The 15,731-nt window shown below is 53.6% G+C and carries 18 protein-coding genes; 11 read left to right on the top strand and 7 right to left on the bottom strand.

Annotation, left to right across the window (positions count from 1 at the left end):
• Positions 1-4 precede the first annotated feature (4 nt).
• The 4 genes from oppC to FQK12_RS03895 are packed head-to-tail and all read left to right on the top strand — an operon-like array spanning position 5 to position 3,821.
• Positions 5-913 carry an oligopeptide ABC transporter permease OppC gene (oppC, locus tag FQK12_RS03910; RefSeq protein WP_004121697.1) on the top strand — a complete coding sequence of 303 codons (909 nt, stop codon included), beginning with the start codon at positions 5-7 and terminating at the stop codon, positions 911-913.
• An 11-nt stretch (positions 914-924) separates the two neighbouring features.
• Positions 925-1,938, top strand: a complete 1,014-nt coding sequence (locus FQK12_RS03905; protein WP_004851823.1) for an ABC transporter ATP-binding protein — start codon at positions 925-927, stop codon at positions 1,936-1,938.
• Positions 1,935-2,939, top strand: coding sequence for a murein tripeptide/oligopeptide ABC transporter ATP-binding protein OppF (gene oppF / locus FQK12_RS03900; RefSeq protein ID WP_004851821.1), 1,005 nt, complete (start codon positions 1,935-1,937; stop codon positions 2,937-2,939). The genes FQK12_RS03905 and oppF overlap by 4 nt, the downstream gene beginning before the upstream one ends.
• A 45-nt stretch (positions 2,940-2,984) precedes the next feature.
• The gene (locus tag FQK12_RS03895; RefSeq protein WP_014229737.1) at positions 2,985-3,821 is read left to right on the top strand and encodes an ion transporter; all 837 of its coding nucleotides are present in this window, start codon (positions 2,985-2,987) and stop codon (positions 3,819-3,821) included.
• Positions 3,822-3,894: 73 nt separating this feature from the next.
• Here the strand turns inward: FQK12_RS03895 and FQK12_RS03890 are convergent, their stop codons facing one another.
• Both FQK12_RS03890 and cls read right to left on the bottom strand, forming a co-directional pair.
• Positions 3,895-4,224: an HI1450 family dsDNA-mimic protein gene (locus tag FQK12_RS03890; RefSeq protein ID WP_004103097.1), complete on the bottom strand. Its 330-nt coding sequence runs from the start codon at positions 4,222-4,224 to the stop codon at positions 3,895-3,897.
• Between the two features lie 34 nt (positions 4,225-4,258).
• Positions 4,259-5,719, bottom strand: coding sequence for a cardiolipin synthase (gene cls / locus FQK12_RS03885; protein ID WP_009653730.1), 1,461 nt, complete (start codon positions 5,717-5,719; stop codon positions 4,259-4,261).
• Between the two features lie 143 nt (positions 5,720-5,862).
• On the opposite strand from cls, the gene FQK12_RS03880 reads away from it, so the two are divergent.
• Positions 5,863-6,036: a YciY family protein gene (locus FQK12_RS03880; protein WP_004851815.1), complete on the top strand. Its 174-nt coding sequence runs from the start codon at positions 5,863-5,865 to the stop codon at positions 6,034-6,036.
• Positions 6,037-6,318: 282 nt separating this feature from the next.
• Positions 6,319-7,419: an NADH:flavin oxidoreductase/NADH oxidase gene (locus tag FQK12_RS03875; RefSeq protein ID WP_014229735.1), complete on the top strand. Its 1,101-nt coding sequence runs from the start codon at positions 6,319-6,321 to the stop codon at positions 7,417-7,419.
• 211 nt (positions 7,420-7,630) lie between these two features.
• On the opposite strand, the gene FQK12_RS03870 is transcribed toward FQK12_RS03875, so the two are convergent.
• The gene (locus FQK12_RS03870; RefSeq protein ID WP_004103089.1) at positions 7,631-7,927 is read right to left on the bottom strand and encodes a YciI family protein; all 297 of its coding nucleotides are present in this window, start codon (positions 7,925-7,927) and stop codon (positions 7,631-7,633) included.
• A gap of 211 nt (positions 7,928-8,138) precedes the next feature.
• Between FQK12_RS03870 and tonB the strand changes: the two genes are divergently transcribed.
• On the top strand, positions 8,139-8,876 hold the full coding sequence (gene tonB, locus FQK12_RS03865) for a TonB system transport protein TonB (RefSeq protein ID WP_014229734.1): 738 nt from the start codon (positions 8,139-8,141) through the stop codon (positions 8,874-8,876).
• A 19-nt stretch (positions 8,877-8,895) separates the two neighbouring features.
• Here tonB and FQK12_RS03860 read toward each other — a convergent pair whose 3' ends face one another.
• The 3 genes from FQK12_RS03860 to pfkB all read right to left on the bottom strand — a co-directional run bounded on the left by FQK12_RS03860 (position 8,896) and on the right by pfkB (position 11,183).
• Positions 8,896-9,768, bottom strand: a complete 873-nt coding sequence (locus tag FQK12_RS03860) for a fructosamine kinase family protein (protein WP_004851808.1) — start codon at positions 9,766-9,768, stop codon at positions 8,896-8,898.
• Between the two features lie 106 nt (positions 9,769-9,874).
• Positions 9,875-10,159: a type V toxin-antitoxin system endoribonuclease antitoxin GhoS gene (gene ghoS, locus FQK12_RS03855; protein WP_009653733.1), complete on the bottom strand. Its 285-nt coding sequence runs from the start codon at positions 10,157-10,159 to the stop codon at positions 9,875-9,877.
• A gap of 94 nt (positions 10,160-10,253) precedes the next feature.
• The gene (gene pfkB, locus FQK12_RS03850) at positions 10,254-11,183 is read right to left on the bottom strand and encodes a 6-phosphofructokinase II (RefSeq protein ID WP_014229733.1); all 930 of its coding nucleotides are present in this window, start codon (positions 11,181-11,183) and stop codon (positions 10,254-10,256) included.
• A 289-nt stretch (positions 11,184-11,472) separates the two neighbouring features.
• On the opposite strand from pfkB, the gene FQK12_RS03845 reads away from it, so the two are divergent.
• Together FQK12_RS03845 and FQK12_RS03840 are read left to right on the top strand one after the other, a co-directional pair.
• Positions 11,473-12,231, top strand: coding sequence for a YdiY family protein (locus FQK12_RS03845; RefSeq protein ID WP_004851801.1), 759 nt, complete (start codon positions 11,473-11,475; stop codon positions 12,229-12,231).
• Between the two features lie 270 nt (positions 12,232-12,501).
• Positions 12,502-12,735, top strand: coding sequence for a hypothetical protein (locus FQK12_RS03840; protein ID WP_004851800.1), 234 nt, complete (start codon positions 12,502-12,504; stop codon positions 12,733-12,735).
• Positions 12,736-12,755: 20 nt separating this feature from the next.
• On the opposite strand, the gene FQK12_RS03835 is transcribed toward FQK12_RS03840, so the two are convergent.
• Positions 12,756-12,968, bottom strand: coding sequence for a hypothetical protein (locus tag FQK12_RS03835; protein WP_071881738.1), 213 nt, complete (start codon positions 12,966-12,968; stop codon positions 12,756-12,758).
• A 216-nt stretch (positions 12,969-13,184) separates the two neighbouring features.
• Here FQK12_RS03835 and thrS point away from each other — a divergent pair, with 216 nt between their 5' ends.
• Positions 13,185-15,113 carry a threonine--tRNA ligase gene (thrS, locus tag FQK12_RS03830; protein ID WP_004102966.1) on the top strand — a complete coding sequence of 643 codons (1,929 nt, stop codon included), beginning with the start codon at positions 13,185-13,187 and terminating at the stop codon, positions 15,111-15,113.
• Between the two features lie 3 nt (positions 15,114-15,116).
• Positions 15,117-15,659: a translation initiation factor IF-3 gene (gene infC / locus FQK12_RS03825; protein ID WP_052746887.1), complete on the top strand. Its 543-nt coding sequence runs from the start codon at positions 15,117-15,119 to the stop codon at positions 15,657-15,659.
• The last annotated feature ends 72 nt before the right edge of the window (positions 15,660-15,731 follow it).

The following is a 15,731-nucleotide window of genomic DNA, read 5'->3' as shown; positions in this document are numbered from 1 at the left end:
CGCCATGATGTTAAGTAAGAAAAACAACGAGGCGCTGGAAAACTTCAGTGAAAAGCTGGAAGTCGAGGGGCGCAGCCTCTGGCAGGACGCCCGCCGCCGCTTTATGCATAACCGTGCTGCGGTTGCCAGCCTGATTGTGCTGGTGATCATTGCGCTCTTTGTCACCATCGCGCCGATGGTATCGCAGTTTTCCTATTACGATACTGACTGGGGCATGATGTCCAGCGCCCCCGATATGGAGTCCGGACACTACTTTGGGACCGACTCTTCGGGCCGCGACCTGCTGGTGCGGGTGGCGATCGGCGGACGTATCTCGCTGATGGTCGGCGTGGCTGCAGCGCTGGTGGCGGTGATTCTGGGGACGCTTTACGGGTCGCTTTCCGGCTATCTGGGCGGCAAGGTGGATTCAGTGATGATGCGCCTGCTGGAAATCCTCAACTCCTTTCCGTTTATGTTCTTCGTCATCCTGCTGGTGACCTTCTTTGGCCAGAATATCCTGCTGATTTTTGTTGCCATTGGGATGGTCTCCTGGCTGGATATGGCGCGTATCGTTCGCGGTCAGACCCTAAGCCTGAAGCGAAAAGAGTTTATTGAAGCCGCGCAGGTCGGCGGCGTTTCAACCGGCAATATCGTTATCCGCCATATCGTGCCTAACGTGCTTGGCGTGGTCGTGGTGTACGCCTCCCTGCTGGTCCCGAGCATGATTCTGTTTGAATCCTTCTTAAGCTTCCTCGGCCTGGGTACCCAGGAGCCGTTAAGTAGCTGGGGCGCGCTGCTCAGCGATGGCGCGAACTCAATGGAAGTATCGCCGTGGCTGCTGCTGTTTCCTGCCGGTTTTCTGGTGGTAACGCTGTTTTGTTTTAACTTTATCGGCGATGGCCTGCGTGATGCCCTCGACCCGAAAGACCGCTAAGGAGCGCCGACATGAGTACGATGGAAACGGCGAAAGCGCCGCAGGCAGCACAACAATCCGGATTGCTTCTGGATGTGAAAGATCTCCGCGTCACCTTTGCGACTCCCGATGGTGATGTGACTGCGGTCAACGATCTCAATTTTAATCTACGGGCGGGGGAAACCTTAGGCATCGTAGGCGAGTCCGGTTCCGGTAAGTCGCAAACCGCTTTTGCGCTGATGGGCCTGCTGGCCGCCAACGGCCGTATCGGGGGGTCAGCGACCTTTAACGGGAAGCAGATCCTTAACCTCCCGGAGCGCGAGCTGAATAAGCTGCGCGCCGAGCAGATCTCAATGATTTTTCAGGACCCGATGACGTCGCTTAATCCGTATATGCGGGTAGGCGAACAGCTGATGGAAGTCCTGATGCTGCATAAAGCGCTGAGCAAAGCCGAAGCCTTTGAAGAGTCGGTGAAAATGCTGGATGCGGTCAAAATGCCCGAGGCGCGCAAACGGATGAAAATGTATCCGCACGAGTTTTCCGGCGGGATGCGCCAGCGCGTCATGATTGCGATGGCGCTGCTGTGCCGGCCTAAGCTGCTGATTGCCGATGAGCCGACAACGGCGCTGGACGTGACCGTGCAGGCGCAAATAATGACATTGCTTAATGAGCTCAAGCGCGAGTTCAATACGGCGATCATTATGATTACCCACGATCTCGGCGTCGTCGCCGGGATCTGCGATAAGGTGCTGGTGATGTACGCCGGACGCACGATGGAATATGGTCAGGCGCGCGACGTCTTCTACCATCCCTCTCATCCTTATTCTATTGGCCTGCTCAATGCGGTCCCGCGCCTGGACGCAGAAGGCGATGCCCTGTTAACGATTCCGGGCAACCCGCCGAACCTGCTGCGTCTGCCGAAAGGCTGTCCATTCCAGCCGCGTTGCCCGCACGCGATGGAGATTTGCAATAGCGCTCCGCCTCTGGAGGAGTTTGCGCCGGGCCGCCTGCGCGCCTGCTTTCAACCGGTGGGGGATTTGCTATGAACGCCGTAACGGAACAAAGAAAAGTCCTGCTCGAAATCGCCGATCTGAAAGTGCACTTTGATATTAAAGACGGCAAACAGTGGTTCTGGCAGCCGTCGAAAACGCTGAAAGCGGTAGATGGCGTAACGCTGCGTCTGTATGAAGGGGAAACGCTGGGCGTGGTCGGGGAGTCCGGATGCGGAAAATCGACCTTCGCGCGCGCCATCATCGGTCTGGTGAAGGCTACCGACGGTAAAGTCGCCTGGTTAGGTAGAGATTTGCTGGGGATGAAGGCCGACGAGTGGCGCGACGTGCGCAGCGATATTCAGATGATCTTTCAGGATCCGCTGGCGTCGCTAAACCCGCGCATGACTATCGGGGAAATCATCGCCGAGCCGCTGCGCACCTATCATCCCAAAATGCCGCGTCAGGAAGTTCGCGATCGCGTTAAGGCGATGATGATGAAAGTGGGGCTGCTGCCGAACCTGATTAACCGCTATCCGCATGAATTCTCCGGCGGTCAGTGCCAGCGTATCGGTATTGCCCGTGCGCTAATTCTTGAACCGAAGCTCATTATTTGCGATGAGCCGGTGTCAGCGCTGGACGTGTCGATTCAGGCGCAGGTAGTGAATCTGCTGCAGCAGCTGCAGCGGGAAATGGGACTGTCGCTGATTTTTATCGCCCACGATCTGGCGGTCGTGAAGCATATCTCCGATCGCGTGCTGGTAATGTATCTTGGCCATGCCGTGGAGCTCGGCACCTATGATGAGGTGTATCATAATCCGCTGCATCCCTATACCAAAGCGCTGATGTCGGCGGTGCCGGTTCCGGACCCTGATAAGGAAAAGAATAAAACGATCCAGCTTCTGGAGGGGGAATTGCCATCGCCGATTAACCCGCCGTCGGGATGCGTATTCCGCACCAGATGCCCGATTGCCGGGCCGGAGTGCGCTAAGACGCGACCGGTGCTGGAGGGCAGTTTCCGCCATGCGGTTTCCTGCCTGAAGGTGGACCCGTTATAATCTCAGGGGCTGACGTTAGTCAGCCCTTTTTTTAGCGAGGTTAACGTGGCTTTTCATATTCATGCCGCTCGTCTGCGGCTGTATCATTTACTCTTCGATCAAAACCGACGATCCGGTCGGCATTTCGAGGGACTTTGCGGCGTATTTGCCCTGCTTAGCGTGCTGGTGATATTTATCGAGTCCGGGCTCGGAACGCAATATCATCTGACCTTAGACGAATGGCATATTTTCGTCTGGCTCGAACTTGTCGTGACGGCGGTTTTTACCTTTGAGTATTTTCTGCGCATTATCAGCTGGCCGAATCCGCTAAAGTATATTTTCAGCTTCTGGGGCATTATTGACCTGGCCACCATTTTACCGCTTTACGTTATGTGGCTGTGGCCCGAGATCAGTATTGAGTACGTGTTTGCCTGGCGAGCCATGCGCGCTATTCGCGCGTTGCGTATCCTTAAGCTGCTGCGCTTTATGCCGTCGTTGAATATTTTCTGGGCCGCTATCGTCAGCGCTCGCCACCAGCTGATCCTGTTCTATTCTTTTGTTGCCATCGTCATGGTGATCTTTGGCTCCCTGATGTATCTGGTTGAGGGGCCGCGATACGGTTTTACTACGCTGAACGCGTCGGTTTACTGGGCGATAGTGACGATAACCACGGTAGGGTATGGCGATATTACGCCGCATACGCCGCTGGGGCGAATTTTGGCCTCCATTCTTATCTTAATTGGCTACTCGATTATTGCGATCCCCACCGGCTTAATTACCAGCCATATGACCACCGCATTTCAGAGTCGCCGGACTCAGCGCCAGTGTCCGCATTGCCAGCATAACGTTCATGAAAAAGACGCTCGCTACTGCAACGTCTGCGGCAGCGAACTGCCTGAATAACCAAAAAAGCCTGCCCTGGTTAACTCAGGCAGGCTTCTTCTTTTATATATAAGCTATTTACTTAAGAAAGAGCTTATTCGCGCCACAGAATATGACAGAGCTTGTGGTCTTTTTCACGGCACAGCAGCACGCGCGCAAAAATATCGTTAATTTCGCCGCCATCTTCATCGGCCAGACCAATGACCACTTCAGCGAAGAAGTCAGGGTTGAGGTCAAAATCGACGTGCTCTTCCCAGTCAGGCGCCGGATCGAAGAGCTCGGCGCCGCCGCGTTCTTCAAACTGCAGGTTGAACAGAATGACATCCGCCGGATCGAGGTTGTCGACGGCCAGTTCGAGGAAAATGTCGTAAGCCTGTTCAAGCGTTTCGTCTTCGGTCAGGCGATTGTTTAAATCCATATCCATGATTGCTACCCATTAAACATCTGATTGGCACGTTTTACAGCAACGGACTGAAGAAGTAAAACAGTCGCTCGGCGATCCGCTGCCACAGCGGACGTTTTAACCACAGCCTGGCGTCCAGCAGGCGCGAGCGGGAGATGTAATCGTCCTGCACCGCGGCCAGATCGCTGCCAAATCCGGCATCGTCAATCACCAGCGTAATCTCGAAGTTGAGCCACAGGCTGCGCATATCGAGGTTAACGGTACCCACAAGGCTAAGTTCGCCGTCAACCAGCACGCTCTTAGTATGCAGCAGACCGCCTTCAAACTGGTAAATCTTCACCCCGGCAGCCAGCAGTTCGGTAAAGAAGGCGCGACTGGCCCAGCCCACCAGCAGCGAATCGTTCTTGCGCGGCAGGATGATGCTGACATCGACGCCGCGCTGGGCGGCGGTACAGATGGCATGCAAAAGGTCGTCGCTGGGCACAAAGTAGGGGGTCGTCATGATCAAATGCTCTTTGGCCGCGTAGGCGGCAGTCAACAGAGCCTGATGGATCAAATCTTCCGGAAAACCCGGACCCGAGGCGATAGTGTGAATTGTGTGCCCGCTGGCCTCTTCGAACGGCATAATGTTCGCGTCCGGCGGCGGCGGTAAAATACGTTTGCCGGTTTCAATCTCCCAGTCGCAGGAGTAGACAATGCCCATCGCTGTCGCTACCGGACCTTCCATTCGCGCCATCAGATCGATCCACTGGCCAACGCCGGAGTCCTGCTTAAAGAAACGCGGGTCGACCAGATTCATACTGCCGGTATAGGCAATATAGTTATCGATCATGACCATTTTACGATGCTGACGCAGGTCCATACGGCGCAGAAAGACGCGCATCAGGTTGACCTTCAGAGCTTCGACGACTTCAATGCCGGCATTACGCATCATGGCGGCCCAGGGACTACGGAAAAACGCCACGCTCCCCGCGGAGTCGAGCATCAGCCGGCAGTGTACGCCGCGCCTTGCCGCCGCCATCAATGACTCGGCGACCTGATCGGCCATGCCGCCGGGCTGCCAGATATAGAACACCATCTCAATATTGTGACGAGCGAGCTGGATATCGCGGATGAGCGCCTGCATGACGTCGTCGGATTCGGTGAGCAGCTGGAGCTGATTGCCTTTGACGCCGCCAATGCCCTGCCGACGTTCGCAGAGCTTGAACAAGGATTCCGCGACCGGACTATTCTCCTCGGCAAAGATATGCTTGCAGGCTTTGAGGTCCTTTAACCACTTGGCCGTTGAGGGCCACATGGCCCGCGCGCGTTCGGCGCGGCGTTTACCCAGATGCAGTTCGCCAAACGAGAGATAGGCGATAATGCCCACCAGGGGAAGAATATAAATGACAAGCAGCCATGCCATCGCTGACGGGACCGCGCGCCTTTTCATTAATATCCGTAATGTTACACCGGCGATAAGTAGCCAGTAACCGAGTATAACCAGCCAGTTCACCACCGTGTAAAAGGTTGTCATAGATGAAAAATCCTTTTGAATGACTTGATGACATGAGTTTACGCATCATCATCTATCTGGCAAATAAAAACGCAGCGAAAGCGTTGGTTAGCCAGATTCATCGGTCTATAATGCAGGCTGTTTTTACTTGTAGAGTAGTTGCAATGAAGCGTAGTAGAACGGAAGTAGGGCGCTGGCGCATGCTTCGGCAGGTGAGTCGCCGTAAAGCACGCTGGCTGGAAGGCCAGTCGCGTCGTAATATGCGCATCCTCTCCATCAGAAAGGAGCTGGTTAAACGGCAACGTCACTCTCTGCTGTTCACCTTCTCTGAATGTTGAGAGTCGAAACAAAAGGCACCGCTCGCGGTGCCTCTGTTTTATCAGCGTTTCGTTCTTAGCATACATCCTTATACTGTCATCTCTCTTCCTTCTGCCGGCGAAACCCGGTTTCTCGCGGGCTCCTGCGTTATTGTTTGCATCAGCAGCGGCGGGCAGGAAGTCGCATCGCGCCATACCTCATAAGACTGGCCCAACGCGTATAAACGCAAAAAACGGGAAGTGCCATGCATCAGCACATGCTACTTATAATGTCCGTAAGGCTTCTATTATTGAGAGGTATCTATGAGTCAACTTTTTAGTCCGGTGCGAATCGGTAAGCTGGAACTTGAGAACCGTATTGTCATTGCGCCAATGTGCCAGTACTCCGCCGACAATGGCAAGGCGACGGCATGGCATCGTATCCATCTCGGACAGCTGGCCTTTTCCGGCGCGGGCTTACTGATTATCGAAGCCAGCGCTGTAGAGCCCGCCGGACGCATTACCCCGGCTGATTTGGGCTTATGGAATGACGAAACGGAAGCCGCATTACGCACCGTGCTGAACGATATCCGCCAGTACGCTTCAATCCCCATCGGTATCCAGCTGGGCCATGCCGGACGAAAAGCCTCTTCCGCAGCCCCCTGGCTGGGGGGACACCAGCTGGCGCATGATTCTGGCGGATGGGACACGGTTGCGCCATCAGCGCTGGCCTATGGTGAAGGTGAACGACCGCCGGTTGAACTTACTCAGGACCACATGAAACGCATCAAGCAGTCATTCGTAGACAGCGCCAGACGCGCTGAGCGGATGGGTATTGAATTGATTGAACTGCATGCCGCGCATGGTTACCTGTTGCACCAGTTCCTTTCACCGCTCAGTAACCAGCGTACCGACGAATACGGCGGCTCGCTGGAGAACCGTTTGCGTTTTCCGCTCGAGATATTCCGGGCCATCCGTGAGGCCGTCAGTCAGGACATCGCGGTGGGCGTCCGACTTTCAGCAACAGACTGGGTGGATGGCGGCTGGGATAACGCACAATCGATTATCTTCAGCCAGCAGCTTGAGGCGCTTGGCTGCGACTATATTCATGTTTCCAGCGGCGGGCTGTCGCCTCATCAGGCGATTCAGGTGGGGCCCGGCTATCAGCTGCCGTTCGCGCGTGAAATCCGCGAGAAGGTGAATATCCCGGTGATCGGTGTGGGTCTGGTGACGGAAGCGCAGCAGGCGGAAGAGGCGCTACAAAATGGCGACGTCGACCTCATCGCCATTGCCCGCGCCGTGCTCTACAATCCGCACTGGCCATGGCATGCCGCGGCAGCCCTGGGCGCTCAGGTGAGCGTTCCGCCGCAGTATCTTCGCTCAGAACCGCATGGTCTTAAGGGAACGCTGAAGTCCAACAGGTAATTAACCATAGAAAGTCGGCGGTGCTGATGCACTGTCGGCAAACGGCTATCATCAGGGCGCGTCCTAAAGAGAACGGAATGCAGAACCGGGGAAGTGGAGAGACATAAGGATGGCGACCATTCCGTACTCGCGTACTTAGAAACGTCCTCTAATGAACGATCGCCATAGATTAAATTTTAACCGCATTCTTATTGCTTAAGCATTTTATAGGCTAAAACACTTTTTTATACGGTTTCACCGAGACTTTCTGATAAACCCCTGCGGCGATATAGGGATCGTCATTGGCCCATGATTGCGCCGCTTCCAGCGATTCAAATTCCGCAATGACCGTTGAGCCGGTGAAGCCCGCCGCGCCGGGTTCATTACTGTCTACGGCAGGCATTGGGCCGGCGGTCAGTAAACGACCTTCATCATGTAATAATTGCAAACGCGCCAGATGGGCGGGACGTACCGATGTCCGTTTTTCCAGAGAGTCGGCGATATCTTCAGCGTAGATAACGTAAAGCACGGCATGGCTCCTTATCAATAAATTGGCGAATCACGTTAAGTGAAACCGTCGTTGACTGCAATGCAAAGATGATCACGATCCCCAGAATGCCACGTCCCGGGAGCTTTTTGTCAGAAAACAGGGCAAATTTTGATACAAGCCAACAACCCTAGTTGAATATGATTGCTATTTGCATTTAAAATCGGGGCATCATTTTTCAACAGAAACGACTATGAGCGCAATGACCTTTGATTTACCTCGCCGCTTTCCGTGGCCTACGCTACTGTCTGTGGTTATCCACGGCAGTGTTATCGCGGGGTTGCTCTATACTTCGGTACATCAGGTTATTGAACGGCCGGCACCCTCACAGCCCATTGAAATCACTATGGTGACCCCGGCAGATCTGGAACCGCCTCAGGCGGCTCAGCCGGTCGTTGAGCCCGTTGTTGAACCGGAGCCAGAACCGGAACCGGAAGTGATGCCTGAACCGCCAAAAGAGGCGCCGGTTGTTATCCATAAACCAAAGCCAAAACCGAAGCCAAAGCCTAAACCGAAGCCGGAAAAAAAGGTCGAACAACCGAAGCGTGATGTAAAACCGGCGGAAACGCGCCCGGCCTCGCCGTTTGAAAATACAAATACGGCGCCGGCGCGCACCGCGCCGAGCACCTCAGCCGCGACCGCTAAACCCACCGTGACGGTGCCTTCCGGGCCGCGGGCGCTAAGCCGCGGAGAGCCGATCTATCCGAATCGTGCCCAGGCGCTGCGCCTTGAAGGAACCGTGCGGGTTAAGTTTGACGTCACGCCGGACGGGCGCGTGGACAACGTACAGATCCTCTCCGCCCAGCCTGCCAATATGTTTGAGCGTGAAGTGAAAAACGCTTTACGTAAATGGCGCTATGAACCGGGCAAACCGGGAACCGGCATTACCATGACCATTCAGTTCCGTCTGAAAGGCGTACAAATTAGCTAACCCTCAAAAACAAGGCCCCTTACGGGGCCTTATCCATGAACACCTCATCAAGCGCTTTCTGCGCCGTCACCAGATGCTGTCCGCCAAACAGAATTGCCCGATTCAGCAGCGTATAGAGCTGGTAGATGGGCTGCCGCTCGAGAAAGCCGGACGGCAGCGGCGATACGGACTGATAGCCGTCATAGATTTGCGGCGGCTGTTCCGGATGCAGCGGGAGCATCGCCAAATCGCATTCGCGATCGCCCCAGTAGCAGGCAGGGTCGAAAATATAGGGCCCGTTTGGCCCGAGCGCGCAGTTACCGGACCATAAGTCACCGTGAAGCAGCGACGGCTGCGGCTGATGACTGCTCAGCCGTTGCTGAACAATATCAACAAGATGATCGATATCACCAAAATGCAGGCCTTTCTCGGCGGCGAGTTCCAGCTGCCAGCCGATGCGCTGTTCGGCAAAGAACGTGGACCAGCGACGCTGCCAGGCGTTCGGCTGGGGGGTGGTGGAGAGGTCGTTGTCAAAATCCAGACCAAACTGAGGTTGGTCGCTCCACTGATGTAAATGGGCAATTTGCTGGCCTAACAGGAAAGCGTTGTGCGCATCCAGCGGGCGAGGAGGGAGGTATTCCATCACCAGAAAGCTGTAATCTCGATCGCTGCCCACGGCAAAAACCTGCGGTACGTTCACCGTTTTACTGCGCGACAGTAGTTCAAGCTGGTCTGCCTCGGCCGTGAAGATGGGTAAAAGCTCGCGTTCGTCGCATTTTACGAAGTAATCTCGCCCGCCATAGCGTAAATGCCAGGCCGCGTGTATCTCTCCACCGGGTAGTTCGTTTCGCAGTTCGATTTCAGCTGCTTCGGTATGCAAATCGCGTAACAAATTGCTGATAGCTTGCCACATGCCGTCTCTCCCCATGTTTTCCAACATTTCATAAGGTTAGCGCATAAACCCGGCGTAAAACTCGAACTGACGCACAACTGGACGTTTTCCGTTGCGTCAATCGCACTTATTGAGCTTTTAACCACTCGCTGAATGTGACCACGGTGACGTCGACGGGTCTTCCCAGCGCGGTTTCGGCTAAACCTGCGCTTAAGGCGTTGACTTCCTCGGCATTCTGCATAGAAAGCAGGCCGAAGGTGTTGGTGCCGAGCTCGTGGACGTTCCCTTCATCATCGTTTAAGACGAGGGTAAATCCGGCGCGGGTGAGGTGATTACTGAGTTCGTTAATTTCCGTTAACGTCTCTTCGTGAAAACGAACCGTGACGACCCAGGCAATAATTTCGCTACTCATTTTTCACCCCGTTGTTATCCATGGCATTTTTAGCATAGACCATCATGCTGATTTGGCGACTCCCTCTGTCTTCCCAGAGGGAGCGAAGGCGTTATCAACCGCGCAGATAGTTGTAGATTTTTTGCGTATTATCCAGCGAGCAAAGGCGGGTGCCCTGATTGATGGTTGCCGCACTACCCGCCGCAACGCCAAAGCGAACCATATCTTCAAGCGAGGCGTTTTCCGCCAGCCTTAAGGTCATTGCGCCGACCATACTGTCACCGGCGCCGACGGTGCTCTGGCTTTTCATCGGCGGCGGTACCACCTGAACGCTACCCTGGGCATCAACGCCGAGCGCACCCTGGGCACCGAGGGAGACGACGACGCGCTGGACTTTGCCCGACCGAATGAGCTCCTGCGCCGCAAGACGCACATCATCCGGCTGGCTCAGATCGCGCTGTACCAGCGCGCTAAGCTCTTTCTGGTTCGGCTTAACCAGCTCGATATTGCCGACATCAAGCGCTGCGGCGAGCGCGTCACCGGAACTATCAACAATACAGCGCAATCCATGCTGCTGAGCGTTTTTGACCAGCTGCGTCAGGTTATCGACGCTGATGCCGGGCGGGAGACTTCCGCTAATCACCAGCAGGGAACCCGGGGCGATGGCGAGGACCTTTTCCTCAAGGAGCCGGAGCTCCTCCTTAGTTAACGCTGCGCCCGGCATCACGAAACGATATTGCTCGCCGCTGGCGTTCACATGCACGTGAAGATTCTGCCGCGTCCAGTCATGGGTCTCTACCGTATCGACGGGAACATGTTCATCCGTCAGCAGCGCCGTCAGGTGTTCGCCTGTCGCCCCGCCGACGGGAAAGATGGCTGTGGCGCTGCCGCCAAGAAAAGTGATGGCTCGCGCAACGTTAATTCCGCCGCCGCCGGGTTCAAACACGGGAGCGCTACAGCGCAGTTTGCCTTCCGGGTAAATTTGCGGGGTCTGGGTTGCGCTATCGAGCGAGGGGGCTAACGTGAGCGTATAGATTTTGGTCATCCAGTTTCCTCCATAATACGAATTTAGCTGCTCTGGTTTTAAGCATGGCACTTAAAGGAGGGAAGGGGAAGCGACGGGCCACTTATACAACGCAACCTCTTTTTATCTTTATGAAATAAAAATTGTTTTGAGAAGCGTCTTATACAAAAAATGAAAGAGTAATTGATTGCTAAGTTAATCGTGCTTTTTTATAATTTACTCCCTTTCTTAGGACCGGCTATCCGCGATCCTCGCGAAAGCTCCCGGGACCCTCCAGGTCTCCTTATAGGTTGTACGGACTTAAAATTAAATGAAGCTTTTGAAGACAGTACCCGCAGCGGCGTTGCTCGCGGGAGGGCTTTTTGCGTCTGCGTGCGCAATGGCCGATGATTCCGTTTTTACTGTCATGGATGACCCATCTTCTGCTAAAAAACCTTTCGAAGGTACTGTTAACGCCGGTTATCTGGCGCAGTCCGGCAATACGAAAAGTTCCTCAATGACCGCCGACTCCACGTTGACCTGGTATGGCAATACCACCGCATGGTCGCTGTGGGGGAATGCCAGCAATACGTCGTCAAACGATCAGCGCTCTTCGGAAAGGTACGCGGTGGGGGGACGTAGTCGTTACAACCTGACTGACCAGAACTATATATTTGGCCAGGCCAGCTGGCTGACGGATCGTTACAATGGTTATCAGCAGCGGGATGTGTTTACCGCAGGTTATGGTCGACAGATTATGAACGGACCGGTGCACAGTCTGCGTTTTGAATTTGGTCCTGGCGTACGCTACGACGAGTATACCGACGGTGATACTGATACTCAGCCGTTGGGCTATGCTTCCGGCACTTACGCCTGGCAGATGACCGATAACGCCAAATTTACGCAAGGTGTTTCGGTATTCGGCGCTGAAGATACGACGCTGAACTCCGAAAGCGCGCTGAACGTTGCCATTAATGCTCACTTTGCCCTCAAGGTCGCCTATAACCTGACGTGGAACTCTGAGCCGCCGTCATCGGCGCCGGAACACACCGATCGCCGTACCACGCTATCGCTCGGTTATAAAATGTAATATTTCAGGCCAGATATTCTGGCCTGATTGTTTTAAATTTGGCAATAAGTGACATTATTATTTTTGGTCTCTCGTTTTGTTTTTTATAAAAAGAAATCGTCTTCATAATTTCCCCACAATTGCTATTTTGCTGACAAATATGCAGTTAATTTGACACGAAAAGATAAATATTGGGTCGGACAAAAATGTGATCTGGATCTATACTGTTGCACACAGGCGGCGATAACGACGCCGTTCTATTTATCTGAAACAAATAAGAGAATGACTATCATGAGAAATAGCAAAATCGCACTCGCGGCCGTGATGCTGTGCACGCTGTCTTTTGGCGCATTTGCCGCCGCTCCCGCACCGCAGCCGGGTAATAACGAGCATACCCAAGTTGGTATCGCCAAAGCTACCGATGTCGAAGCAGGCTCCAACATAGCGCCGGGCTCACAGTCTACCGGGCAGTCAATGAATGATGCTTTTGATGTTCATAAACTTGTCGCCGGCGAATGGTCCTGATATTTCATTGTTCTTGAACATCATCCTTTAATTATTTCGTGAAGCAGCAAACCGGGTAATGCCGTACCGGTTTTGCTTTCCGCACTTTGTGTTAAACATGCATAATTGATGTGAAAGCATAAATATTCTTTATGCGTCATATCGTCCTGCCGCGCTCTTTTGCCGCACGGTTCCGCAGCAATTACGCTGGGTTTGTTGCGCCGCGACCTTTTTTTTCCATCAGCAATAACCATTTAGTCTCATGTGACTTTTATCACGCACTAATGATGTGTAAACTAACCGTCGGTGTTATCAACAGGCGGCTGCAGGTGGGTACGCGTCGGTGAACGAGCGTGCACATATTTTCGCAGAGTGAAGCGGGAACTGGGCCTGAACGTGTTGATAATTATGATTATATTGTTTTGTATGTGCTCTTTCGTGCGGGGCACCACTGCAAATAAGGACATGAAATGCCTGTAATTACGCTTCCTGATGGCAGCCAACGCCATTTTGATCACGCTGTGAGCCCGATGGACGTCGCTCTGGATATTGGCCCCGGTCTGGCGAAAGCCACCATCGCCGGCCGCGTCAACGGCGAACTGGTTGACGCCTGCGACTTAATTGAAAACGACGCGACGCTCTCTATCATCACCGCGAAAGATGAAGATGGACTTGAGATTATTCGTCACTCCTGTGCGCACCTTTTGGGGCACGCGATTAAACAGCTGTGGCCAAATACCAAGATGGCGATCGGCCCGGTTGTCGACAACGGTTTCTACTATGATGTCGATCTGGACCATACCCTGACCCAGGAAGATATCGACGCGCTCGAAAAACGTATGCACGAGCTCGCCGAGAAAAACTACGACGTCATTAAGAAAAAAGTCAGCTGGCACGAAGCGCGTGAAACCTTCGTGAAGCGCGGCGAGAGCTATAAAGTCTCCATTCTTGATGAAAACATTGCGCATGATGACAAACCCGGTTTGTATCATCATGAAGAGTATGTCGACATGTGCCGTGGGCCGCACGTGCCGAATATGCGTTTCTGTCATCATTTCAAACTGATGAAGACCGCTGGCGCCTACTGGCGCGGCGATAGCAACAATAAAATGCTGCAGCGCATCTACGGAACCGCATGGGCAGATAAAAAAGCCTTAAATGCCTATCTGCAGCGTCTGGAAGAAGCCGCTAAGCGCGATCACCGTAAAATCGGTAAGCAGCTCGACCTGTATCATATGCAGGAAGAGGCGCCGGGCATGGTGTTCTGGCATAACGACGGCTGGACTATCTTCCGCGAACTGGAAACTTTTGTGCGTTCTAAGCTGAAAGAGTACCAGTATCAGGAAGTTAAAGGCCCGTTTATGATGGACCGCGTGCTGTGGGAAAAAACCGGCCACTGGGACAACTATAAAGATGCGATGTTCACCACTTCTTCCGAGAACCGTGAATACTGCATCAAGCCGATGAACTGCCCGGGCCACGTGCAGATCTTCAACCAGGGGCTGAAATCCTATCGCGATCTGCCGCTGCGTATGGCTGAATTCGGTAGCTGCCATCGTAATGAGCCGTCAGGCGCGCTGCATGGCCTGATGCGCGTACGTGGCTTTACTCAGGATGACGCCCATATCTTCTGTACTGAAGATCAGGTTCGCGATGAAGTGAACGCCTGTATTCGCATGGTCTACGATATGTACAGCACCTTTGGCTTCGAGAAAATCGTCGTCAAGCTGTCGACTCGCCCGGAAAAACGCATCGGTAGCGATGAGACATGGGATCGTGCTGAAGCGGATCTGGCCGTGGCGCTGGAAGAGAACAACATCCCGTTTGAGTATCAGCTGGGTGAAGGCGCGTTCTACGGTCCGAAAATTGAATTTACCCTGTATGACTGCCTCGATCGTGCATGGCAGTGCGGTACTGTACAGCTGGACTTCTCCCTGCCGCAGCGTTTAAGCGCCTCTTATGTGGGTGAAAATAACGAACGACAGGTACCGGTAATGATTCACCGCGCGATTCTTGGTTCGCTGGAGCGCTTTATTGGCATCCTGACCGAAGAGTTTGCGGGCTTCTTCCCCAGCTGGCTGGCGCCGGTGCAGGTTGTGGTCATGAATATTACCGATTCTCAGGCTGAATACGTTAACGAATTGACGCGTAAACTACAAAATGCGGGCATTCGCGTAAAAGCAGACTTGAGAAATGAGAAGATAGGCTTTAAAATCCGCGAGCACACTTTACGTCGTGTCCCTTACATGTTGGTCTGTGGCGACAAAGAGGTAGAAGCCGGCAAAGTTGCCGTGCGTACCCGTCGTGGCAAAGACTTGGGCAGCCTGGACGTAAATGAAGTTATCGAGAAGCTGCAACAAGAGATTCGCAGCCGCAGTCTAAAACAACTGGAGGAATAAGGTATTAAAGGCGGAAAACGAGTTCAAACGGCACGTCCGAATCGTATTAATGGCGAGATTCGCGCCCTGGAAGTTCGCTTAACTGGTCTGGAAGGCGAAGCTTTGGGTATTGTGAGTCTGAGAGAAGCGATCGAAAAAGCTGAAGAAGCTGGAGTAGATTTAGTTGAAATCAGCCCTAACGCCGAACCGCCAGTTTGTCGTATCATGGACTACGGCAAGTTCCTTTATGAAAAGAGCAAGTCTTCTAAGGAACAGAAGAAAAAGCAAAAAGTTATCCAGGTTAAGGAAATTAAGTTCCGTCCTGGCACCGACGATGGCGATTATCAGGTAAAACTCCGCAGCCTGATTCGCTTTCTGGAAGATGGCGATAAGGCCAAGATCACGCTGCGTTTTCGCGGCCGTGAGATGGCCCACCAACAGATCGGTATGGAAGTGCTTACCCGCGTCCGTGACGATCTGAGTGAACTGGCAGTAGTCGAATCCTTCCCAACGAAGATCGAAGGCCGCCAGATGATCATGGTGCTCGCTCCTAAGAAGAAACAGTAAGGCCTTCAAGTAGCAATGTCTGTGGAGCCTGCGGGTTCCGCAGCCGTTGTTCGCCTATGTTTCGTTTATTAA

Source organism: Klebsiella sp. ME-303, from assembly GCF_007910085.1.
Classification (GTDB): domain Bacteria; phylum Pseudomonadota; class Gammaproteobacteria; order Enterobacterales; family Enterobacteriaceae; genus Klebsiella; species Klebsiella michiganensis.
The sequence above is the reverse complement of the archived record's forward strand: the minus strand, read 5'-3'. Positions and strand labels throughout refer to the sequence as shown.